This is a genomic window from Fictibacillus nanhaiensis, assembly GCF_023715445.1.
Taxonomy (GTDB): domain Bacteria; phylum Bacillota; class Bacilli; order Bacillales; family Fictibacillaceae; genus Fictibacillus; species Fictibacillus nanhaiensis_D.
In genome coordinates this window covers 165,928-188,803 of the sequence record NZ_JAMBOD010000006.1, presented here as the reverse complement: position 1 = coordinate 188,803, position 22,876 = coordinate 165,928, and the positions used below count along the sequence as shown (strand labels likewise).

The window sequence follows — 22,876 nt, the reverse complement described above, 5'->3', positions numbered from 1 at the left end:
GGAGGATTTTTTTTCTTTAATACAAAAAGAGCATGAGCACACTTGTAACTATACCAACCCAAATGCAAAGGATAAAACAGTATCCCATGATGTCTTTTATCTTTAATCCAAGTACACCTAAAAGAGGGAGAGCCCAGAACGGTTGAATTAAATTAGTCCATGCATCTCCCCAGCCCACAGCCATAGCAATTGTGGCTGGATCTACGCCAAGTTTTAAACCAGCAGGGACTTGGAGAGGACCTTGAAGTGCCCATTGACCTCCTCCGGAAGGAGCAAGTAAGTTCACTATACCCGCGGACCAATACGTGAAAATATCAAAGGTGTCTTTTGAAGCTATTGATGCCATCCATTCAATAATTCCTGCACCTAAACCGGAGCTGCCAAGTACTGCAATAATTCCAGCATAAAAAGGGAACTGCAATATGATTGGTGAAATTGATTGAGTAGCCTCTTTAAATCCTTTTGCAAAGTTATTTAATGATCCATGTAATAATAATCCAAGAGATAAAAAGAAAATATTAATAATATTTAAGTCTAAACTTCGGCCATTAATAAATTCATAAACACAATATAAAATTCCAATTGCACCTAGAACAATACCTAGAAAAGGAGTCCATTCAAGTTTTTCAGCAAATGTTAAGTCATGTTTAGAAGGTTTGTCATTTGTTGGTTTTGTAAACTGATCAGGATCCAAGCTAACTATATTGTTCTTGGGAGCCATGAGTACAATAACAATAGGTAATGTAACAAGGAGTGAAAGAAAAATTATGATTGTGGATGCACTGAAAATAGTTTGAGAGGTAGGAATAACACCCATAACACTTGCAAGAAAATGATCCTCTGTAGCTATTGTTAATCCAATTGAGCTAGAGAGGCCCGCACTATATAAAGCAGTAGGTGCATAGGCGGCAGCTACCAGAAGAGGAAAGTGAGCTTTAGGATTCTTTATGGCCACTTCTTTGGCCATAATGGCACCTACAACAACAGCTAAACCCCAGTTTATATAATATGCTAGGGCACTAATCAAAAACGTAAGAACATAAGCTTTTTGTGCATTATTTGCTAAATTAGCAATGGACTGTAAACCTCTATTTAATAAGGGAACACTTGCCAGAGTCATGCCGGTAACCATTAATAAAACCATCTGCATAGTAAAGGCTAAATAAGTCCAGAATCCATCACCCCATGATTTAACAATCTCTTCAGGTTTAGTAGGATTCATGAAAAGTGCTATAAGAAATACGAACAATGTAAGTATTACTGCAATAACAAAGGCATCCGGGACATACTTATAAGACCAAGTAGATAGATAGTTGGCGCTTTTAGTAATGAAAGTTTCTCCTTGCCTCGACTTCTCGTTTTTAATATTGAGTTCCGGGTTATTCATAATAGCCAGTCTCCTTTCACATGTATTATCAGTATACAATTCTTCTTTTTACAAAATTACCCTTTTTTAAATCAAAAAAATCGCAGCGTTTTCGCTACGATTTAAATGTGTTATTAACTGCGGCCGAGCGTTTACCCTATAACTCCAGATAATTCCGAAGTAAATAAGATACCTGCTTACACCTAGAATGGTCCTTGAGATTTGAGAGCAACCCTTTTACTATAGCAGGACTTAGGTTTGGTTCTTTAATGTGCTCTTTTAGCAGAACTAAGGATTCGCTTTCGGTAGGCTCATCAATTTCTTCTATTTTTTGTTCAATGATTTCGAGGATCTGCGCTTTTGTTACTTTTTCATTCAGCGTTTCGTTAAGCGTTTTGTAAAGCTCTTCTGTTATAAAGGTGGTTTCAGCATATTTGGCAAGCAAGGAAGTTTTTTCTGCTAGTGACTGACTTAATAAATGAAGATCCAGGGGTACGTTAAAGAACAAAAATAATTGTGAATAGGTATGCATGAAGCCTTTAACACAATAAATCAGATCATATTTTGTATATATGACTTCTTCCCCATATAAACGTTCCAACATCCCTAGGATAATCTTATCGATTAATTTGTCATAGTGATGCATTTTAGAAATGAGTTCTTCATTAACAGTTTGCGATTGTTCTTTGATAAATATTTTGGCGAAATCAGAATGCTTTTGAAAGGAATGAAACGCCGTTTTATAAAATTCATTTAAAAGATTTTTATCATTATCATGATTCTTGACTACGTGGTCAATATCCGAGATGAATTCCAGCATAAAGTGATCAATAAGCCCAATGATCAATTCGTCCTTTGACTTGAATGATAAGTAAAAAGCACCTTTGGAAATACCGGCGTGTTCGGTTATTTGCTGTACAGAAGTAGCTTCGAAACCCTGTTTTGCAAAGAGTTCTAGAGCACTTTCCATAATTAATTGTTTTTTACTCATTTCATCGCTCCTAAGAAAATTCGTTGACAAATGACCAATCAGTCATTAGTATAAGTAATTGAGTTTGATAAGTCAATTAGGGGTTGGTGGACTAATGAAAGGTTTAGTTAATTTTGTCCTAATGAATAAATTAGCCGTATGGCTGCTTACCATTATTATAACAGTTTCAGGTATCTATTCAGGGACACGAATGAATATGGAGACGATTCCGGATGTATCGATTCCTTACTTAATGGTTATGGACGTTTATCCTGGAGCAACTCCAGAGAAAGTGATGGAAGATGTGTCCATGCCGATAGAAAAAGCGGTAGAAGGCCTAGAAGATGTCAAAGCCGTTTATTCAAATTCATATTCTAATATGTCAAACATTCAAGTGGAATATGAATACGGTATAGACATGGATGAGGCAAAACGTGAACTGCAATCTGCTCTGGATACGGTGAACTTGCCAGAAGCAGCACAAGAGCCGACAGTAACGGCAATCAGCATGAACATGATGCCAGTTGCTGCACTTAGTGTAAGCAGTACGCAAGAAGATATTGTTGAATTAACGTCAACGGTAGAAGAGATTATCCTTCCAAAGATCGAGAAGATCGATGGTGTTGCATCAGCCAAAATTACGGGTCAGCATATTGAAGAAGTGGACCTTACTTATAATAAAGCCAAAATGTCTGAGTTTGATTTAACTGAAGAAAAAGTAAAAGAAATGATTCAGGCAAGCAACATGGCAGTCTCATTAGGACTTTACGAGTTTGAAGAGGGTGAGGAAGCGGTAGCTGTTGACGGTAAGTTCATGACAGCCGATGAACTCAAGAATATGTTGATTCCTGTCACACCATCTGCACAAAATCCAACCCCATTTGTAAAGCTTAGTGATATTGCTGATATCAAAATGGTCGGAAAAGTAGAATCAGTCTCCCGTACAAATGGTGATGATGCGATTGCGATCCAGATTGTCAAAGAACAGCAAGCCAACACCGTTGATGTTGTAAATAGTGTGAAAGAGTTAATTAAAGAAGAAAAATCAAAAATTGACGGTCTTGTCATTGATGTATCACTGGACCAAGGTAAACCAATTGAAGAATCAGTATCAACAATGATTGAAAAAGCAGTGTTTGGCGGATTAATCGCAGTATTGATCATTCTTCTATTCCTGCGTGATTTTAAATCGACGATTATTTCGATCATTTCTATTCCAGTTTCGATATTCATGGCTTTATTGCTGCTTAACTGGATGGATATTACACTCAATATCATGACACTTGGTGCGATCACGGTAGCAATCGGCCGTGTAATCGATGACTCCATCGTTGTAGTAGAAAATATTTACCGACGCCTGCATTTAAAAGAAGAAAAGTTATCAGGGCGAGCGCTTATTCGCGAAGCAACAATTGAGATGTTTAAGCCGATCCTATCATCAACACTGGTAACAGTTGCCGTATTCGCACCACTTATCTTTGTTGGGGGAATGGTTGGAGAGCTTTTTGCCCCATTCGCATTAACGATGACGTTTGCGCTATGTGCCTCACTGATTGTTGCCATTACAATCGTACCTGCATTATCCCACTTCTTATTCAAAAAGAAGTTATATGGTGAGAAGACAGAAGGAAGCCATAAAGAAGCTGGTAAATTATCAAAATGGTATAAAGGGATTCTTAACAAATCCCTTAACCATAAAATGATCACTTCCATATTGGCAGTAATTTTATTAGCAGGAAGCTTGGCATTAACACCTATAATCGGCTTCAGTTTCATGGGCAGTGAAGAAGACAAAGTGATGTACTTAACGTACACACCAGAAGCCGGTGAGCTTAAGGAAGAAACCTTGGCAAACGTTGAAGAATTAGAAGAAGAAATGCTCAAGCGTGATTATATCGACATCGTACAAATCTCTGTTACGGAAAACGCTGATCCAATGATGGCTATGTCGGGTGGCGGAGCAGGCGGTGCATTGATGTACCTGATCTTTGACCCGGAGATGGATAACTTCCCAGAAGTGCGTGAAGACATCGAAGATTATGTAGCAAATATTGGCCAATCAGGTGAATGGAAGAGCCAGAACTTCTCAGCATCGACAGGTCCTGCCAATGAAGTCAGCTATACATTTTATAGTGAAGATTTAAATAAGCTCAATAAAGCTGTAAAAATGGCAGAAGACGTCATGAAGAAGAATGACCGCCTAGAAGACGTTTCCTCAAGCGCCAAGGATGCATTTGTAGAACACACATTTAATGTCGATCAAGATGAATTACTGAAATACGGACTGACAACTGGTCAAATCGTTATGATGCTTAATCCTGCAAAAGCAGATGATGTATTAACCACGATTGAAAAAGACGGTGATACTTTAGACGTTATTGTACAACAGGAGCAAACAAGACAGCCTAAATCAGTTGATGATATTCTGGCAAGACAAGTACCGACAGCGCTTGGTACGACAATGCCGTTATCTGAGCTTGTAAAAGTTGAAGAAGGAACAACGCTTAATACACTTGCCCGAAGCAAAGGGGAATACTACGCAACAGTTTCAGGTAAGGCCATAGGTGATGATATTTCCAAAGCAACTTCAGAAGTCCAAAAAGATATCGATAAATTGGATATGCCTAAAGGCGTTACCGTTGGAGTGGCAGGTGTTCAGGCAGATATGACTGAAACATTTACACAGCTTGGAGCAGCTATGCTTGCGGCAATTGCGATCGTATACTTCATTCTTGTCGTAACATTCCGTGAAGGTGTCGCACCATTTGCGATTCTATTCTCACTGCCGTTTGCAGTAATTGGGTCATTTGTTGGCTTATTAATCGCAGGTGAAACAATCTCTGTATCTGTCATGATGGGACTGTTAATGTTGATCGGGATCGTTGTTACAAACGCCATCGTTCTCGTAGACCGCATTATTCATATGGAACGTGATGGCATGAGCATGCGTGAAGCGATTCTGGAGGCGGGAGCAACACGTCTTCGTCCGATCCTAATGACAGCCATTGCAACAATCGGAGCGTTAATCCCGTTAGCAGTTGGCTCAGGCGGAGGCGGTTTAATCTCGAAGGGTCTTGGTATCACCGTAATCGGTGGATTAACAAGTTCCACGTTATTAACGCTGATTATCGTACCAATCGTGTATGAAGTATTATCCAAGATATTTAAGAAAAACCGTAGAGAAGTAGAAGAAAACTAGTTTATTAAGCCCTGTAAGGTGATGCGTGCGTCATCCTGCAGGGCTTTTTAAGCTTTCTAGGCCGTAATTTAATTTTCTAGGCCGTAAATGTTGATTTATAGGCCGTAAATAATATTTCTAGGCCGTAATTTAATTTTTTAGGCTGTAAAGTTACATTTATAGGCTTTTCGACAAATTCCTCATCAAAAAAACCCAGCAAAAAGAAAAGACTGGCAGCCAGTCCTCCACTTTTAAATATAGCTTACTTGTTTTTTTGTACTTTCAATCTCAAAATCTTTTATATTGATCATATTGGCCGATACATAGTGTTCGTTCCCGACATGCACCAGCTGTGGCGGATATAGCGGCTTCTCAGGAAGGATGATCGGCTCACGATATGGATTGCGCCGCTCTGGATCGGGAACAGGGATAGATGATAATAGCGATTTCGTGTATGGGTGTATCGGGTTGCGATACAGCTCTTCTTTTGGAGCTAATTCGATTAGATGCCCCAAATACATAACGGCTACTCGGTCGCTCATGTAATGAACGACGCTTAAGTCATGCGATATAAACAGACAGGTTAGATTCATCTCGGCCTGCAGATCTTTTAAGAGATTTAATACTTGAGCTTGAACGGAAACATCGAGTGCGGAAACGGGTTCATCTGCTATAACAAACTTCGGTTCTAGAATCAGTGCACGTGCAATTCCTATCCTTTGGCGCTGACCGCCCGAAAACTCGTGAATCTTTCTTTGATAAGAGTTCCGAGAAAGGCCGACTTTTTCAAGCATGCTAAGCGCTTTATCCATCCGCTCTTTCTTCGTCCCTATTTTTTGAATAAAGAGTGGTTCCTCAAGGATCTCCCCAACGGTTAAGCGGGGACTTAAAGACTCATACGGATTTTGAAAGATCATTTGAATTTCTCTTCTATAGGGTCTTAACTTTCCATCATTTAGCTTTGTTATTTCTTTCCCGTCAAACCAGATCTGTCCGTGCTCGGGCTTGTATAAGCGCATGATGGTCCGTCCGAGCGTTGTTTTTCCTGAACCTGACTCCCCAACAACTCCAAGCGTTTCCCCCTTGTGAATATTTAGAGATACACCATCCACTGCTTTATGAACACCAGAGCTGTCTGTAAAATATTTTGATAGATTCTGCGCTCTTACAAGCAAGTTATCCAATCGCAATCACCTTCCTTTCGCCGTCATAGAATCGTACATAATGCATCGGTTCTACTTCAACTAATGAGGAGGGTGCATGAAAAGCGCTACTTTCGTACGTATACGTTTCTGGCGCGAATTTTCTTCCATCATAGCTAGTATCTTCAAACGTATAATCCTGAATGCTCTTTAAGCGCTCCTGTCCGTTTTCGGGATTAGGGATACTGCCGATCAAAGCTTTCGTATAAGGATGTACAGGATTTTTAAAGATCGTATAAACATCTGCCGACTCCACAATATGACCGCCTAACATGACGTATACCCAGTCAGCATATTCTGCAACAACACCAAAATCGTGTGTAATGAGCAGTACAGAGGCATCCAGATCAGATTTATAATGATCGATTAAATCGAGTACCTGCCTTTGAATTGTAACATCCAGGGCAGTAGTAGGTTCATCAGCGATAAGGAGCTTAGGTTTGCACGAGATCGCCATTGCAATTAAAATGCGCTGCTTCATCCCGCCTGAAAGCTGATCGGGATATTGATTATAGATATGCACAGGATTTTTAAAACCCACCTGTTCCAGCAATTGAAGCGCTTCTGCTTTAAGGTCAGCTTTTGGAACAAGATTATGGTATTTAAGTCCTTCTGTAATCTGCACGCCGACTTTCATACCTGGGTTAAGGGATGCGATGGCATCCTGAAAAATCATAGAGATCTCATTGCCTCTGATCTTCCTCATCTCTTTTTCAGGCTGCAACATCAGTTCTTTCCCATTAAAGGTGATCGAACCTTTATCTACTTGGCCATTTGAGGGAAGAAGCTGCAGGACAGAAAGGGAAGTAATACTTTTCCCTGAACCTGATTCCCCAATTAGAGCAACTGTCTGTCCTTTTTCAATTTGAAGACTTACATCATTAACCACTGTAATCTTGTCTTTATTTTTATTGAATGAAACTCTTAAATTATTAATCTGTAGAATATGCTGATCCATCTTCTTTGCACCTCACTTTACGACTTGTTGGTTTCTAAACAGTTTTGTATGCCTTGAATAATCATATTAAGGGCAAATATTAAAACCGCAAAGAAAGTCAGAGGAGTTAAAATAGCCCATGGAGCCGCTTTTACTTTTGCGAAATTCATGCCTATAATACCCGCCCATTCACCAGCTAAGGGAATAGCTACTGGCATTGGACTAAAAATATCTCCCAAAACAACTATAGCTGAACCTCCAATGAAAATGGCGAGAACACCAAGATGTGCCATGAGTATTAATGTCTGTACAACTTGCTGGGCAAATAAAAGTACTAATTTCGTAGAAAGTTCAGGCAGCACATGTTTGTAATACACATAAAACTTCTTAGAACCTAAGGCAAACGTATTTGTGATGTAATCTTTATTCAAGATAGCTTTAATTTCACGTGAAAATGTTGAAATTAATGGCGGCACACCTACACCAATTAATATAAGGCACTGCAGTACGATCAATTTCATAGTACTCATGGGTTCCATTGATTGTTTCACTATTAATGAATTCATAAATATAAACGCCAATATGGCTGTTGGGATATAAAGGGTTGCTTGAACAATATCGTTTAAGAAGGAAAAGCTAGATTTAGGATTGATCAGAGTGATCCCTACAGAAAACAGAATTCTAAACAAAGCGATACCAAGTGCGATCAGAATCGTATATTTTGCCCCATCTATAATCTGATAAAAAATCTGTTTACCAAACATATCCGACCCTAAGGGAGGAACTTGTGATGGAGAATAGGGAGGAGCATCTATGATTCTTCCTTCATCGTCATATAAAAAGTCCTGCAGTTTAAGGGATTCTGCTTTATCAACATCCAGCAGGTTCGGCCAATAAAAACTAAAAATCAGTAAACAAGCTATAAAAAGAAACCCTATGATGAACTGTGGCTGCTTTACTAGTTTTATAATCATGCGGCCTCCTCCTCTTCTTGTTTAGTTAACTTAATAGTATTGCTTTCAGCTATTTCAAATAAAAGAGAAAAAGGGATGGCAATCATAAGAGCCGTTACCATAAAGGCAACACCTTTCGTGTTAAGCAAAACGTTCATAATTCCGTTCAAATTAAACACATATTCTACAATAAACAGATTAGAAAGCATAAATACAAAAATCGTTTTGTAATACTGAACAAGACTCGTAAGAATGTTTCGGAAAACGTGTGCGATCGTGATATATAGTCTGCTAAGACCCATTGATCTTGCGACAGTTACATACGGTTTATGCTGTTCATCCTTCATCAGCAGCAGCGTAATCTTAAATAATTGAATCGTCGGCAATATAGATAGTGTAAGGATTGGAAGAAGATAAATAGGATTGTTGTAGACGTTTGAAATATTTGATAGTAGAACTCCTGTTGATTTGTATATATAGATAATGGCAAACTGAAGAACCACAACAATAAATAAATCGGGCAGTGATTCTAAGAATGTCAATAATCCGTATACGATGCGCTGCAAAAATCTTGGAAGTAGTGTTGTAAAGAAGGTTAGAATTAACGCGGCGACCAACCCTGTAAGTAAAGCGCAAAAGAAAATAGTCATAGAATATTGATACTTCTCAAAGACGTCAGGAAACAGTGGGTATTTTAGTCTGTTAATAGAGTACTCCCATACATTTTGTTCTAACTGAGTATTCGTTCCAAATAAAAGAGCGGGCAGGATACTGATTATTAAGATACCTAGAATGGTTGATCTTAACCGTTTTAAATAACTCCTTAAAGAAAAATTCATCATACACCTCAATTTGTAAATAATCTCTTTTGAAATAATTGTAAATTATTTGACATATATTTGATACACAAACCCCGAAATTTAATCCCTACTTAATTTGACGAACAACTAGCTCTAAATTTTTCAATTAATTTACAAATAAAAAACACCGGAGCTTTATCCAGTATTTTTAAGGGCGATTATGAAACTAGCTTTAAAAGAGGAAGTACAATTAGCTGTGTAACAACGTGCACCATCATATGTGCAATCATCGCGTACTCCAAGCCTTTTTTCCAAAATAGATAGCCAAAGAAAATAGCGAGTATCCCATTTAACAGGAAAGATCGTACTATAAGAATTGAAGATAGCTCTCCGTATAGAGCCTCGGTGGCAGGTAAATGTCCTGCAGAAAAAATAAATGCAGCAAGGATGATTCCGATCCAATAGAAGGACGAAGGAATAGAATTGCGGTATTTTTTAAAAATAAAAGCCAATAACCAAATAATCAGAGTCATAAGGAAAAGACGCATCAGAACTTCTTCAACAATTCCCCCATAAAGAACACCGCCAAGAACTGCTTTCCACCATACGACACCTTCACCATTTCCAAGCTTCGGAATGTGGGGATGAAAAAGGAGAACATCCATTAACACCATAACAATTGAGCCGATTGCGCCTCCGATGAGAGCAAGTTTTAAAGCGGCGCGGTCTATGACTGGTTTCTTTTTCTTAAGGAGCCAAGGTAGCAAAAGTGGCAGGGTAAACCCTGTTCGTTCTGTAAGTTTTAAACCAATCCAGCTAAAAACTGTGATAATTAATCCAATTTGTAATGCAGCTACGCTAATCATGACCGACAGCGGAACAGGAACTGCACCGATCATTTTTTCATACTCAGCTGCTGTAAGTGTATTTTTTAATGATTCCAGCTGATAGGGAACAACGAAAGCTCCTGCAAGTAAACCAAGCAAACCAAGAAATAGGGCAATTTTTAAATGTTTCAATGTTACGTCCTCCATGTTCACTATTCAATTTTTAAAATGTCTTCCTTTAACCACTGTATGCCTTCCATGACGAATTCTTTCTTCGGGCATGAATGCGGCGTATGCTCTAAAACCCAATAGATATTATTGTGTTTGGCTATAAAGCTCAGAATCTCTTTTACTGGAAAGTAAACATCATCGTTCTCGTGGGAAGGATGAATGGGAATCCAAATGTATTTCCCTTCTAAAAATTCGATGTTGTGAAGGTGTACAACTTTAATGTGATCCTGCCATTTTTGGATTAATTCCAGTGGGTGCACAGATAACTTTGCAGCAGCCAGCAAGTAATCTCCAATATCTATGCAAAGCTCCAACCCATACCTCTCCCACACTGATATGGGGAACTTATGAAGATATTCGATTCCTTTTGGAGATTTCCACATCCCTAGTTTTGGTTCGCAGACGATCGGCAGATTATACTTTGCTTGAAGGCAGGATAACTTTTGTAATCCTTCTTCTATCTTTTTGTTAGGGTCGTCTGACTCATCTTGAAAATAGGGAAAATGAACAAGTATGTATGCTGCTCCCTCTTCAGCCATCCGCTTCACTTCGGTTTCAAACTGAACCCACGCTTTTTCAGGTTCAAATTGTACATTTTCAATAAGGTCGTATATACTCTCATTACGGAAAAGCGGTGAATGCAAGCCAAAGCTTTTGTTGGATTTGATTACTAAACTTAAAAAATGCTGATAGGCAGCTTCGTTCTCAAATTCACCAATTTCTATATGATCTGCTTCATTTATAAATAGTTCATGCAATAGGGAAGTATCAGACATGATCGTGCTCCCTGAGATGGCCATTTTGTTGGACATAAAAAAGCTCCTTTCAGTATTTAAGCGAGAAAAAAGACAGGAATAAGATCCCGTCTTTTTAAATCCCACCTGCGCCTCCACCGCCAGAATGGTGATTTTGCTGTGAAGAGTTCCAGGCGGCGGCATTGTTGATTTTATTTTGATCACTGACATGTTCTTCAAGTTCATATTTCGCATTGTATCTTTTATACCTCTGTTTCGTTCTCCAATGCACAATTGCAAAAAGCAAGAGGACCGCAGCGAGTGGTGACAAAATAAAAATCCAAAACATTTGAAAACACCTCCTAGAGATAGTGGTGCATAAGTTAATCTATGAGGTCAGTTTTTAGATATGCTTATAAAAAAGCAAATCATCGACAAAGCGCCCGTTTAAGTAGAATTCTCCGACAAGTCTTCCTTGTTCCTGGTAGCCGCATTTTTTGTAAAAGCGGATGGCTTTCTCATTTGTTGATAAAACGCGTAAAGATAGCTTAGTTTTGCCGTTGTCCCGTGCAAGCTCCTCAACTGCCCGCATAAGCTCGGAACCAATATTCTGTCCATGATAATCAGGGTGAACAGCCATCGCCAGATCTGCTACATGCATGTTTGAAGGGACTGGGATTACATCTTTATAGAAAATGTAGCCGCAAACTTTCCCTTTGCAGCGGGCGACTATTTGACTCCCTGCAGGAAACTGCTTGCCATAATCCTCAGGTGAATCCCAGCGGATGTCTGGTGCAGGTGTTGTGTCTATATTCCAGACGAGATGATCGATTTCAACCAGACCAGCATAGTCTTCTGGTGTTGATAAGGAAATTTCTAATGTTGTTTTTTCCATCTTACACACTCCTCACCTAGAAAATTCCATAAACAGACACAAAACTCCTTTATTTTCATAGAAGAATTCTATGTAAATTGTGCGAGAATTGTATGAGAATTGTAGGGGGTCTGACCCCGGGTCAGACCCCCTACAATTTAGACACAATTTCAACACATGCAACCGTGCAAACAGCTTTGCTTTTTAGGACATGAATCACTATAATATAAGAGGAATCTTTAGAAGCAGTCCATGAACGGACTGTTTTTTGTAGTTATACAGCGAAAGATTTAAGTTAAAACTTTTAAAAGAAGTCAAACAACGAAGGTGAAAGTTATGAAACGTGCAAGACTAATATATAATCCAAGTTCAGGACGAGAAACAGTAAAGAAACAGCTTCCCTATATTTTGGATCGACTTGAGAACGCAGGCTATGAAACATCATGCCATGCCACAACACCTGAAGAAGGCTGCGCTACACGTGCGGCACGCCTTGCTGGAGAAAGAGGTTTCGACCTTGTTATCGCAGCTGGTGGGGACGGAACCATCTATGAAGTAGTTAACGGCCTAGCTGGTCTTGAGAATCGCCCCATGCTCGGCATCATTCCTGCAGGAACAACGAACGACTTTGCACGTGCAGTTGGTGTACCGCGAACGATTGAAGGTGCTTGTGACGTCCTTTGCGGCGGTACACATATGCCAGTTGATATCGGTAAAGTGAATGATAAGTTCTTTATCAATATTGCGGGCGGCGGACGCATAACAGAACTAACTTATGAAGTGCCGAGCAAGCTTAAAACGATGATCGGCCAACTGGCATACTTCCTTAAAGGAATCGAGATGCTCCCATCGATCCGACCAACTTATGTTGATATCGAATTTGACGATAAAGAAAAATACGAAGGCGAGATCATGCTATTTTTAGTAGCCAATACGAACTCTGTTGGCGGCTTTGAAAAGCTTGCTCCTACATCTGAATTCCATGACGGACTTTTCGATGTTATCATTTTAAAGAAAACAAACCTGGCTGAGTTTGTACGTATCGCGTCACTTGCGATTCGCGGTGAACATATTCACGATGATCACGTAATCTACAAAAAGGCGAAACGTGTTAAAGTAACACCTCGTGAAAAGATGCAGATCAACCTCGACGGTGAGCTGGGCGGCATTCTGCCAGGTGAATTCGAGAACCTGCATCATCACTTCGAGTTGTTAGTACCAAAAGAAAGAATCAAACCATAATATAAGCTAACGAGATGGAACACCTAAGCATTTAAGCTTTTAGGTGTTCTTTTTTTTTATAGGGGGAATTTAAATATGAAAAACAACTCAACTATTAAAAAATATAAAAGGATTGCTCCATTTTACGATAAATTCATGGGTAATCGTCTTTTTCGGAAAGCCCGGCAACAAGCTTTATCTGAAATAGAAGTTAAACCAGGTCATTCTCTACTGCTCGTTGGAGTGGGAACAGGCGAGGATTTTTCATTTCTCCCAAAAAGGAATGCCATTACAGGAATGGATCTATCAGAAGACATGTTAAAAATTGCAGAGAGAAAGAAGAATGGAAGAAACATCACTCTTTTGCAAATGAACGCCGAAGAAATGGATTTTCAAAATCAAAAGTTCGATATTATTGTGTTGAACTTAATCTTAAGTGTTGTCGAGCATCCTGAAAAAGTACTAGAGAAAAGTTTTAACTATTTAGCCCCAGAAGGTACTATATTAATTTTTGATAAATTCATAGATTCATATAGCCATCCAAATCTTATAAGAAGACTGCTAAATAAGGTAACATCAGCGATCGGAACGGATATTAACCGAGATTTTTATAAAATCAAAAATGCACTTCCCATCGATATAACAAAAGAATATAAAACGCTAAACGGACTGTATACCATTATCGTAGCACGAGATAGTCGTACAACTAACGATATATCAGTTTAGTCCATTTGCAGTAATAAGAATTATCCCCTTTGCATGATTGCCCCATCCAATATTATGTTAGAAAATTAAAACAATTCATAAAATGGAAAGCGGAGGGGTTTGATGATGAAGAAGTTTTTATCGTTGTGTTTAACAGTTATGTTAGCTGCGCCTTTTTCTTGCCTCAGCAAAATGCCAAGGCAGTTGCTGGAATAGAAGTGGATACAGAACTTACAAAGGTATTGAGTGATATTACATCTAACGCATTGGTGGAAGCGGTAGTTACGTATGAATCACTGCCGAGTTCATCGGATGTGACAGCTTTGAAAAATCTGGGCTTAGAAACAAAAACGTTCAGCGAACTGCCAATGGTTGCTGTTAAAGGAACGAAACTTGAGATTACATCATTGCTCTCAAGCAGCTTAAATGCCGTTTCTGTTTACCACAATAAAGATTTAAACTTCTTAATGAAAGACAGCCGCAAGTTAATCGGAGCTGAGCGCGTGTGGAATGAGTTAGGTTATACAGGGAAAGGTACGACGGTAGCCATTATCGACAGCGGAATTGATGCGACACATCCAGATCTGCCGTTCGGCGAAGAAAAAGTCATTCAAAACGTAAAATTCTTAGCGGGAGATCTGTTCTCAAATGAACCGCTTTACCTTGAAAATGTTCAAAACACAGATACATCATCTGGTCACGGAACTCACGTTGCAGGAACCATTGCAGGACTTGGAACAGCGAGTGAAGGATTGTATACAGGTGTCGCACCAGATGCAAAGCTAGTGGGTCTTAGTACAGGAGAAGGAATCAACATCTTTTGGGCGCTAGAAGCTTTTAATTATGCGATTGAAAATCAAGAAGAGTACGGTATTGACGTAATCTCAAACAGCTGGGGAACAACAGGTGATTACTCAGCAAATGATCCAATCAACATAGCGAGTAAAAAGGCACATGACGCTGGGATGGTCGTAACGTTTGCGGCGGGTAATGAAGGGCCTGACGACAACACGTTAAATCCATATTCAGCAGCTCCTTGGGTCATTTCAGTTGCTGCCGGAACAAAGGACAAGCAGCTTGCAGACTTCTCATCCCGTGGAGTAGAAGGAGATAACTTGCTTCACCCTGATATTACAGCACCAGGTGTTGATATCATTTCTACAAAATCTAAAACTGGAGTAGTGATGAACACTCTTGGCTCGGTAACAGATGCTGAATATATTGCACCGGAGCATCTTGCAAACTACACTACAGCAAGCGGTACAAGTATGGCTACTCCGCACATTTCGGGTGTGGCGGCATTGATGCTTGAAGCGAATCCGAGCTTACAGCCTGATCAAGTTCTTCAATTGCTCGAATCAACAGCTGATCCAATGGCAGGCTACAAGTTCCATGAAGTTGGAGCAGGATACGTGAATGCGTATGAGGCTGTAAAAGCAGCGGGTAATTAATAACGGGGAACAGACCTGAACTTTTAGGTCTGTTCTTTTTATATTGCCATTTGGTGTCCATGAGCAGTTATGCTACAATCAGAAAAGCATAATGGAAAAAAGGACGATGAAAATGACAAAGGCTGATTTGCCTGTTCATAAAAATGAGAGTTATGAAGTGGATATCGTAGATTTAACCCATGAAGGTGCAGGAGTAGCGCGCGTTAATGGGTTTACTTTGTTTGTACCGAATACCTTGCCGGGAGAGCGTGCAATGGTAAAGGTTATTGGCGTGAAGAAAGGATTCGGATTTGGACGGTTAGAAGAACTTATTGAAGCCAGTCCAGAGCGTGTTGAACCACCATGCCCAATCTATAAATGGTGTGGAGGCTGTCAGCTCCAGCATTTATCTTATGAAGGTCAGTTAGAATATAAACGCAAACAAGTAGAAGACGTACTTACACGAATCGGCAAACTTGAGGGAGTTCCTGTATTACCCACGCTTGGCATGGGTGAAGAACCTTGGCGCTACCGTAACAAAGCACAAGTACCTGTTGGGGAGCGAGACGGCCGCATCATTACAGGATTTTATCAAAAACGCAGCCACGAAATCGTAGAAATGGACAGCTGCATCATTACAGGCGATACGAACGATGACGCCGTTCAAGCTGTAAAAGAGATCGTAAACAAGTACAACATTACAGCCTATGATGAACAAAAACACAAAGGCATTCTCCGCCATATCATCGCACGTTACGGGAAGACCACTGGCGATTTGATGATTGTCTTAGTGACAAACGGTAAGGATCTACCGCAGCGTAAAAAAATCATCGAAGATATAACAGCAGCACTACCAGAGATTAAATCAATCGTGCAAAACATAAACTCTAAGCGTACGAACGTAATTTTTGGTGACGAAACACGAGTTTTATGGGGTGCTGAGTATATCTACGATTACATCGGTGACATTAAGTTTGCGATCTCTGCACGATCTTTCTATCAAATCAATCCGGATCAAACGAAAGTACTATACGATCAAGCGTTAAAATACGCTGAGCTGAACGGTGACGAAACCGTAATAGATGCGTATTGTGGGATCGGCACAATCTCACTTTTCTTAGCTCAAAAAGCGAAAAAAGTATACGGAGTTGAAATTGTACCAGAAGCCATTGAAGATGCTAGACGAAACGCAGAATTAAACAACATCACAAATGCAGAGTTCGCAGTAGGAAAATCAGAAGATGTCATTCCAGAGTGGAAAAAGCAAGGTATCACACCAGAAGTGATCGTGGTTGATCCCCCAAGAAAAGGCTGCGACGAAGAACTATTAAAAACAATCATTGATATGAAACCACAACGTGTTGTATATGTTAGCTGTAACCCAGCAACATTGGCACGCGATCTCCGGCTGCTGGAAGACGGCGGGTTTAAAACAGTGGAAGTCCAGCCAGTGGATATGTTTCCGCAGACTACGCATTGTGAGGCAGTTGCGAAACTTGTCCTCTCATTGTAACTAACCAATAATTTTCACCGATCACACAATAAACCTTTCCGATTTCTCCTTCAAGTGAGAAAAAAGATTTCGTAAAAAAGCGTGAGAAAAGCAGGGCTATCCTTAACGGGATAAGCCTTTCTTCTTTTTGTAGCCTCGGAAAACTTTATTCTAATTCGAGAAAAGGCGTGAAAGAAAGCGTGAAAAAAGAGCGTGGAAAAGTGAATTTTTGAGGTGAAAAAGGGTAAAAAGCGGGAGTTATGCGAAACCTTTATTATGACAGCGAACGAAGGAATGCGGGTTTGAGTGGGGTGAAATCGGTAGGGAATTTTAGCGATGTCCATCATAATTGTAAGAGCCTTATTCCTTGGTGGATGAGGCTTTTTTGTTTACTTTTATTTCTTTATTACAAAAAAGTAAATAGGTGTGAAGCAGTCGTGTATTTGAAGTTAGTATAATAGGAAAGAGCTCAGATAGAAAAATTCTATATCCTCTGCTTTTTTGTTTGTGAAAATACCATTCAGAACCAAATAAACATTTCGCTCTGTATCATAATTTTCCATAAATTATAAATGTACAGTGTTTGATAATTAGTTAGCGGTCATGATATAAGTGTTAAAGAATATTTTTTACCGATATTTTGAAGTTGTATTCATAGTGAGAGGATTTGAACATAAAATGATAGATAATTTTTGGCGTGATTTACCGCGTCCATTTTTTGTACTTGCACCAATGGAAGATGTGACAGATGTTGTTTTTCGTCATGTAGTAAGTGCAGCCGGTCGGCCGGATGTATTTTTCACAGAGTTTACAAACTCGGATAGCTATTGTCATCCGGAGGGCATGAAAAGTGTCCGCGGCCGTTTGACGTTTACAGAAGATGAACAGCCGATGGTGGCACATATTTGGGGTGATAATCCAGAATACTTCCGCCAAATGAGTATTGGCATGAAAGAGATGGGATTTAAAGGCATTGATATAAATATGGGCTGCCCTGTACCAAATGTCGCTTCAAGAGGGAAAGGGAGTGGCCTTATTCTGCGTCCAGACGTTGCGGCAGAACTTATTCAAGCAGCAAAAGCGGGCGGACTGCCTGTCAGCGTGAAAACACGACTTGGCTACAAGGAGGTAAATGAATGGGAGGAGTGGCTTACGCATATTTTAAAACAGGATATTGCGAACCTTTCTATTCATTTACGCACAAGAGAGGAAATGAGCCAAGTAGATGCGCATTGGGAGCTTATCCCCGAAATAAAAAAATTACGTGATCGTATCGCACCAGATACGCTGCTAACAATAAATGGAGACATCCCTGACCGTCAAGTTGGGCTGCAGCTTGCTGAACAATATGGTATTGATGGCGTAATGATCGGGCGAGGGATTTTTAAAAATCCTTTTGCTTTTGAAAAAGAGCCAAAAGAGCACAGCAGTAAAGAATACCTTGATCTTTTAAGACTTCAGCTTGACCTTCAGGATCAATATGCGGAAGCAGTACCGCGTTCAATCACAGGCCTTCATCGTTTTTTCAAAATCTATGTCAAAGGATTCCCTGGAGCTGCTGAATTACGAAATCAATTGATGAACACGAAATCAACAGATGAAGTGCGTGCATTGCTTGACAACTTTGAGAAGATTATTTATGGGACTGGACAGTGAAAATGATGTAATTCTCAAAAAGTTAGAAAAATTCATGTGTACTTATTTTATTAGCATCAAGTTCCATTACAGCCGGCAACTTTTTTGATAAAGACTGTTTTCTCACCACCTATATGTTGCCACATACACTCCATACACGTAGAATGTGTAGCAAAGTTGGTGCTAAAGTAATATAGACCGTAATACACACTTACTAAAATAAAGTCAGAATAAATAAAGAAGGAGAAAGCGGAGCAAAAGCCTGCAGACTCCTTCTTTTTTTATGATATCGGGCCTGCATTCAGTTCTCATTTTATACGATCTTTACTTTTTCTATTGGTAGATTCTACCTATGAAAACCTATTAATTAACTTTAATTTTTACTATTTATAAAATTAAGATAATTCTTATTATTCATTTAAATAGACTCGTTATTCTCTATAATTAAATCATCCAATTAATAGGAGGTATTAAGTAGTGAAGAAAAAGCTTATTGCACCTGTACTTCTGTCGTCAGCGTTGTTAGTAGGTTCTATTCCAGTGAATGTTTTTGCACAGCCCGTTAATTCAAGTGAGATTAGTAGTGTACAAGCTTCTAAAGAGTGGAATGAGAAAGCAAGTGTTCCTTTTTTTGTGAAGGAGAAAGTTGCAGAGAAGTTCTCTTCTAGCAGCTCTTCCAATGCCTTAAATTATTTGAAGAAAAACGAAGATAAAACCGGAATTAAAAATCCGGACAAACATTTAAAAGTGAAAAGTATACAAAAAGATGAACTTGGTATGACTCATGTCCGCTTTACTCAAGCCATCAATGGAGTGAACGTAGAAGGATCTGAGGTTATTGCACATTTTAATAAGAACCATGAATTAGTATCTGTGAACGGGAGAACAAATCAGACTCTTGCCTTTGAGGCAGTGGATACAACTGCTTCCATCAGCAGGGAAGCAGCACTTCAAGCTGCATTATCATCTGTTAACGCTCCAGAAGAGCTGACATATGAGCCAACTGCTGAGTTTGTCGTCTATCCTTTTGAAAAGAAAAATCATACAGCTTATAAAGTGAATGTTAACTTCATGGGTGATGAACCGGGAAACTGGTTTGTGTACGTGGATGCAAAGTCAGGGAAAGTGATTGATAAGTTTAATGGTTTGATGCATGCGGATGAACATAAAACACAAACAGGTTCTGGAAAAGGTGTACATGGTGACCACAGGGAATTACATATTACCCGAGTGAAGGAAGAGAACTCTGGAACGAAGTTTGCTTTAGCAGATTACTCTCATGAAAATCTTGAAGGGATTTTCACGTATGATGCTACAAGTGATTGGGATTCCAGTAACGACACTCTATATATGGGGAACTCTGCTGCCTTTATAAGCGACTATGATCGAGCTGCTGTTGATGCCCACTATAATTCTGAGAAGGTTTATGAGTATTATTTAAACGAACACGGCCGTAATTCTCTAGATGGGGAAGGAATGGCTATTAATTCGTATGTACACATGGGAGTCGATTATAATAATGCATTCTGGAATGGGCGTTATATGGCCTATGGAGATGGAGACGGTGAGTTTTTCATTCCATTATCAGCCGGTCTTGACGTTGCTGCCCATGAAATGACTCATGGTGTGATCTCTCATACTGCGAACCTGGCATATCGAAATCAATCTGGAGCACTGAACGAATCTTTCGCTGACGTTTTTGGTGCACTCGTTGACGATAGTGATTGGGAAATGGGTGAGGACATTATGGCGCCAGCTGCTAAGGCGGATGGTGTAACAAGATTGCGCAGCTTAAGTAATCCAAACAGTGTTATCGTAAGTAATCCGCAAAGAGCAGCGTATGGCAGTGGAGTCTATCCTGATCATATGGATGAATTTTATAATATGCCACTTAATGTAGATAATGGCGGTGTTCATGTTAACTCCTCTATTACCAACCACGCTGCATACCTGATTGGTCAAGAAATTGGAAGGGAAAAACTAGGGAAAATCTATTATCGAGCTTTATCTGTGTATTTAACCTCAAATTCCAATTTTAGCGAGGCACGACAGGCCATCGTACAATCTGCAATCGATCTTTATGGTGAAGGCAGTGAAGAAGAGGCTGCCGTTCAATCTGGATTTGATGCGGTAGGAATTCAGTAATTAGATATTTAAAATCCTGAAGAAATAAGGTGTCAGTCCTGTGTGTTAATGGTTAATGGGACAGGCACCTTTTTTAAGTGGAACGGTAAGTTGGAAAATTTTGTACCCATAATGATAATAGTTTATTATAAAGAAGCGGGTTAATTTAACTGAATAATTAGACTATTAAAATTGGAGGTAATTCATGATGGGAAGATTAGTTCATTTTGAAATTCATGTAGATGACATGGAACGGGCAAAGAAGTTTTATGGAGAGGTATTCGGCTGGTCATTTGAAGATTGGAGCGAGTTCGCAGGAATGCCTTACTTTGGGGCAGTTACTGGTGATGCGAATGAACCTGGGATCAATGGAGCTCTAATGAAGCGTCAAAGTCCTCCACCTCAAGCAAACCAAGCATTAAATGGTTATGCGTGTACAATGAGCGTTGGAGACTATGATCAAACAGAAACTAAAATTCTTGAGCATGGTGGCAAGGTAGCCATGCCTAAATATGCTCTTCCAGGAATGGCGTGGCAGGGATATTACATAGATACAGAAGGAAATATTTTTGGAATCCATCAGCCTGATGAGAATGCAAAATAGAGTCCAATTAGTAAAGAAGGCAATCGCCCCTATTGGGTGTTGCCTTTTTACATTTATATAAAAGTAATCAGTTTTAATGGTGTCCGTTTGAATTGGAAGGTTTGGAATGGTGAGAAGGTATGATTATTAACGGTCGCATCATGTCATGATCTTCGTGTTCTAACCGGTGACAGTGCCACACATAATCTCCACAATAAGGCTGAAACTTCATGATGATACGAACGGTTTCCCCGCCAGCTATAAGGACAGTATCTTTTAAACCGAAATCAGCTGGAAGAGGTGGTAACAAATTTCCATTCTGATCAAAGCGGTCAAGAACCCGGAAATTAACCAGATGTACATGAATAGGATGAATGCCAGGTGTTTGATTGACTAACTCCCAGATTTCAACAGAATTAAGTAATGGCGTTTCTGTTGGTGGGTCCATCCATTCTTTATCATCAAATAAAAGCATTAGACGTCCATATTCATCTTGTGAGTCGTTTAATGTTATTCGTCTTACCTTTCTTACTTTGTTTAATGGAATAGGTTCAAAGTAACTTAAATGTGAAGGGATCCTGCTGTGATCAGGGTAAGATAACGGCTTACTTACTTGGAATTCCATGATATCACCGGTTGGGTTTCCTAATTCAAAACCATCTTGCAATTTAATTTTTTGTCCCATTAATTCTGAGAAATCAACAACAATGTCGATGCGTTCAGCTGGTGAAACATCCAGACTTTCTACTTGAATTGGCCGTTCAAGCAGGCCTCCATCCGTTCCGATCAAATAGAAAGAACGCAGGTCGCTTAATTGGAACTTGTATGTTCGAGTATTGGAAGCGTTCAAAAGTCGGAATCTGTATTTACGGGGCTCGACTTTTATATATGGCCAAACTTTACCGTTAACTGTAATGGTATCTCCTAAAAACGATGGAACGATAGAAGGGTATGGTAAATCAGGGGACGGATTTTCAGGCTGATCAGGATAGAGGAGAGAACCGTCTGGGTTAAAGGACTTATCTTGTACGACAAGCGGTATCTCGTATTTCCCTTTTGGAAGCGGAAGTGATCTTTCGTGTTTATCGCGAACGAAGTAAAGACCTGACAGACCCGCATACACATTCAGACGGGTTATTCCCAGTGCATGGTCATGATACCAAAGGGCAGCTGCTCGCTCCCGATTTGTATAATGATAGATTTCTTTTATAAAGTGAGGACCTGTTTGCTGGAAGTTTCTCGTAAACCATGCTTCAGGATGACCATCGCTAGCTGGTTCTGATGGACTTCCGTGCAGGTGTACAACAGTACGTACCTCTGGATTGTGATGAGCTCCGTGAATGGTTTGATCTACAGGTAAAAAATGTTTTGTGGGTAAATGGTTGGTCCATCTCACATAGATAGGCTTATTTCTTTCGACATTAAATGTTGGCCCCGGTACTAACCCATTATATCCCCATACCTTTGTGTTCGGTAAATCTCTATGAAATTTATGCAGTGTCTCAATCATGCGTACATGATAAAGCGGCTTCCCTTTATAGATTTCCTTTGGTGTAATTATTGAAGGAATCGGAAGAGCATCAACAAATTTTTCTAACTCCAAATAGTTTAATC

General features: G+C 39.6%; 19 protein-coding genes. 8 read left to right on the top strand and 11 right to left on the bottom strand.

Annotation, left to right across the window (positions count from 1 at the left end; all coding sequences use genetic code 11):
* Positions 1 to 16 precede the first annotated feature (16 nt).
* Together M3196_RS16275 and M3196_RS16270 are read right to left on the bottom strand one after the other, a co-directional pair.
* Positions 17 to 1,387, bottom strand: coding sequence for a short-chain fatty acid transporter (locus M3196_RS16275; RefSeq protein ID WP_251323367.1), 1,371 nt, complete (start codon positions 1,385 to 1,387; stop codon positions 17 to 19).
* 136 nt (positions 1,388 to 1,523) lie between these two features.
* A complete protein-coding gene (locus M3196_RS16270) occupies positions 1,524 to 2,357 on the bottom strand; it encodes a TetR/AcrR family transcriptional regulator (RefSeq protein WP_251323366.1) in 834 nt (277 codons plus the stop codon).
* A gap of 94 nt (positions 2,358 to 2,451) precedes the next feature.
* Between M3196_RS16270 and M3196_RS16265 the strand changes: the two genes are divergently transcribed.
* Entirely contained in the window at positions 2,452 to 5,535 is a 3,084-nt protein-coding gene (locus M3196_RS16265) for an efflux RND transporter permease subunit (protein WP_251323365.1), read from the top strand.
* 230 nt (positions 5,536 to 5,765) lie between these two features.
* On the opposite strand, the gene M3196_RS16260 is transcribed toward M3196_RS16265, so the two are convergent.
* The 8 genes from M3196_RS16260 to M3196_RS16225 form a co-directional block, all read right to left on the bottom strand.
* A complete protein-coding gene (locus tag M3196_RS16260; protein WP_425311017.1) occupies positions 5,766 to 6,698 on the bottom strand; it encodes an ABC transporter ATP-binding protein in 933 nt (310 codons plus the stop codon).
* Positions 6,691 to 7,674, bottom strand: coding sequence for an ABC transporter ATP-binding protein (locus M3196_RS16255; RefSeq protein WP_251323364.1), 984 nt, complete (start codon positions 7,672 to 7,674; stop codon positions 6,691 to 6,693). The genes M3196_RS16260 and M3196_RS16255 overlap by 8 nt, the downstream gene beginning before the upstream one ends.
* Before the next feature lie 17 nt (positions 7,675 to 7,691).
* Positions 7,692 to 8,627: a hypothetical protein gene (locus M3196_RS16250; protein ID WP_251323363.1), complete on the bottom strand. Its 936-nt coding sequence runs from the start codon at positions 8,625 to 8,627 to the stop codon at positions 7,692 to 7,694.
* A complete protein-coding gene (locus M3196_RS16245) occupies positions 8,624 to 9,445 on the bottom strand; it encodes an ABC transporter permease subunit (protein ID WP_251323362.1) in 822 nt (273 codons plus the stop codon). The genes M3196_RS16250 and M3196_RS16245 overlap by 4 nt, the downstream gene beginning before the upstream one ends.
* Positions 9,446 to 9,624: 179 nt before the next feature.
* Complete coding sequence (locus M3196_RS16240) at positions 9,625 to 10,425, bottom strand: CPBP family glutamic-type intramembrane protease (RefSeq protein WP_251323361.1); 801 nt, start codon at positions 10,423 to 10,425, stop codon at positions 9,625 to 9,627.
* Between the two features lie 20 nt (positions 10,426 to 10,445).
* Positions 10,446 to 11,276, bottom strand: a complete 831-nt coding sequence (locus M3196_RS16235) for a sugar phosphate isomerase/epimerase (RefSeq protein ID WP_251323360.1) — start codon at positions 11,274 to 11,276, stop codon at positions 10,446 to 10,448.
* A gap of 58 nt (positions 11,277 to 11,334) precedes the next feature.
* Entirely contained in the window at positions 11,335 to 11,547 is a 213-nt protein-coding gene (locus M3196_RS16230; RefSeq protein WP_251323359.1) for a hypothetical protein, read from the bottom strand.
* 54 nt (positions 11,548 to 11,601) lie between these two features.
* Complete coding sequence (locus M3196_RS16225; protein WP_251323358.1) at positions 11,602 to 12,093, bottom strand: GNAT family N-acetyltransferase; 492 nt, start codon at positions 12,091 to 12,093, stop codon at positions 11,602 to 11,604.
* Positions 12,094 to 12,408: 315 nt separating this feature from the next.
* Here M3196_RS16225 and M3196_RS16220 point away from each other — a divergent pair, with 315 nt between their 5' ends.
* The 7 genes from M3196_RS16220 (at position 12,409) to M3196_RS16190 (ending at position 21,283) form a co-directional block, all read left to right on the top strand.
* On the top strand, positions 12,409 to 13,314 hold the full coding sequence (locus M3196_RS16220) for a diacylglycerol kinase (protein ID WP_251323357.1): 906 nt from the start codon (positions 12,409 to 12,411) through the stop codon (positions 13,312 to 13,314).
* A gap of 75 nt (positions 13,315 to 13,389) precedes the next feature.
* Complete coding sequence (locus M3196_RS16215; RefSeq protein WP_251323356.1) at positions 13,390 to 14,019, top strand: class I SAM-dependent methyltransferase; 630 nt, start codon at positions 13,390 to 13,392, stop codon at positions 14,017 to 14,019.
* A gap of 29 nt (positions 14,020 to 14,048) precedes the next feature.
* Complete coding sequence (locus tag M3196_RS16210; RefSeq protein ID WP_251323355.1) at positions 14,049 to 15,449, top strand: S8 family serine peptidase; 1,401 nt, start codon at positions 14,049 to 14,051, stop codon at positions 15,447 to 15,449.
* A gap of 112 nt (positions 15,450 to 15,561) precedes the next feature.
* Positions 15,562 to 16,941 (top strand): 23S rRNA (uracil(1939)-C(5))-methyltransferase RlmD, encoded by a 1,380-nt coding sequence (rlmD, locus tag M3196_RS16205; protein ID WP_251323354.1) that lies wholly within the window; start codon positions 15,562 to 15,564, stop codon positions 16,939 to 16,941.
* Positions 16,942 to 17,577: 636 nt separating this feature from the next.
* On the top strand, positions 17,578 to 18,576 hold the full coding sequence (locus tag M3196_RS16200) for a tRNA dihydrouridine synthase (RefSeq protein ID WP_251323404.1): 999 nt from the start codon (positions 17,578 to 17,580) through the stop codon (positions 18,574 to 18,576).
* Positions 18,577 to 19,032: 456 nt separating this feature from the next.
* A complete protein-coding gene (locus tag M3196_RS16195) occupies positions 19,033 to 20,700 on the top strand; it encodes a M4 family metallopeptidase (protein ID WP_251323353.1) in 1,668 nt (555 codons plus the stop codon).
* A gap of 187 nt (positions 20,701 to 20,887) precedes the next feature.
* The gene (locus M3196_RS16190) at positions 20,888 to 21,283 is read left to right on the top strand and encodes a VOC family protein (protein WP_251323403.1); all 396 of its coding nucleotides are present in this window, start codon (positions 20,888 to 20,890) and stop codon (positions 21,281 to 21,283) included.
* Positions 21,284 to 21,356: 73 nt separating this feature from the next.
* Here the strand turns inward: M3196_RS16190 and M3196_RS16185 are convergent, their stop codons facing one another.
* On the bottom strand, positions 21,357 to 22,865 hold the full coding sequence (locus M3196_RS16185) for a multicopper oxidase family protein (protein ID WP_251323352.1): 1,509 nt from the start codon (positions 22,863 to 22,865) through the stop codon (positions 21,357 to 21,359).
* Positions 22,866 to 22,876: the final 11 nt, after the last annotated feature.

What these genes read in the sequence shown, in the direction of transcription:
- M3196_RS16265 (WP_251323365.1), top strand. Translation starts at nt 2,452, where the DNA reads ATGAAAGGTTTAGTTAATTTTGTCCTAATGAATAAATTAGCCGTATGG.
- rlmD (WP_251323354.1), top strand. Translation starts at nt 15,562, where the DNA reads ATGACAAAGGCTGATTTGCCTGTTCATAAAAATGAGAGTTATGAAGTG.
- M3196_RS16230 (WP_251323359.1), bottom strand. Translation starts at nt 11,547, where the DNA reads ATGTTTTGGATTTTTATTTTGTCACCACTCGCTGCGGTCCTCTTGCTT.
- M3196_RS16215 (WP_251323356.1), top strand. Translation starts at nt 13,390, where the DNA reads ATGAAAAACAACTCAACTATTAAAAAATATAAAAGGATTGCTCCATTT.
- M3196_RS16225 (WP_251323358.1), bottom strand. Translation starts at nt 12,093, where the DNA reads ATGGAAAAAACAACATTAGAAATTTCCTTATCAACACCAGAAGACTAT.
- M3196_RS16220 (WP_251323357.1), top strand. Translation starts at nt 12,409, where the DNA reads ATGAAACGTGCAAGACTAATATATAATCCAAGTTCAGGACGAGAAACA.
- M3196_RS16250 (WP_251323363.1), bottom strand. Translation starts at nt 8,627, where the DNA reads ATGATTATAAAACTAGTAAAGCAGCCACAGTTCATCATAGGGTTTCTT.
- M3196_RS16275 (WP_251323367.1), bottom strand. Translation starts at nt 1,387, where the DNA reads ATGAATAACCCGGAACTCAATATTAAAAACGAGAAGTCGAGGCAAGGA.
- M3196_RS16270 (WP_251323366.1), bottom strand. Translation starts at nt 2,357, where the DNA reads ATGAGTAAAAAACAATTAATTATGGAAAGTGCTCTAGAACTCTTTGCA.
- M3196_RS16245 (WP_251323362.1), bottom strand. Translation starts at nt 9,445, where the DNA reads ATGAATTTTTCTTTAAGGAGTTATTTAAAACGGTTAAGATCAACCATT.
- M3196_RS16190 (WP_251323403.1), top strand. Translation starts at nt 20,888, where the DNA reads ATGGGAAGATTAGTTCATTTTGAAATTCATGTAGATGACATGGAACGG.
- M3196_RS16235 (WP_251323360.1), bottom strand. Translation starts at nt 11,276, where the DNA reads ATGTCCAACAAAATGGCCATCTCAGGGAGCACGATCATGTCTGATACT.
- M3196_RS16255 (WP_251323364.1), bottom strand. Translation starts at nt 7,674, where the DNA reads ATGGATCAGCATATTCTACAGATTAATAATTTAAGAGTTTCATTCAAT.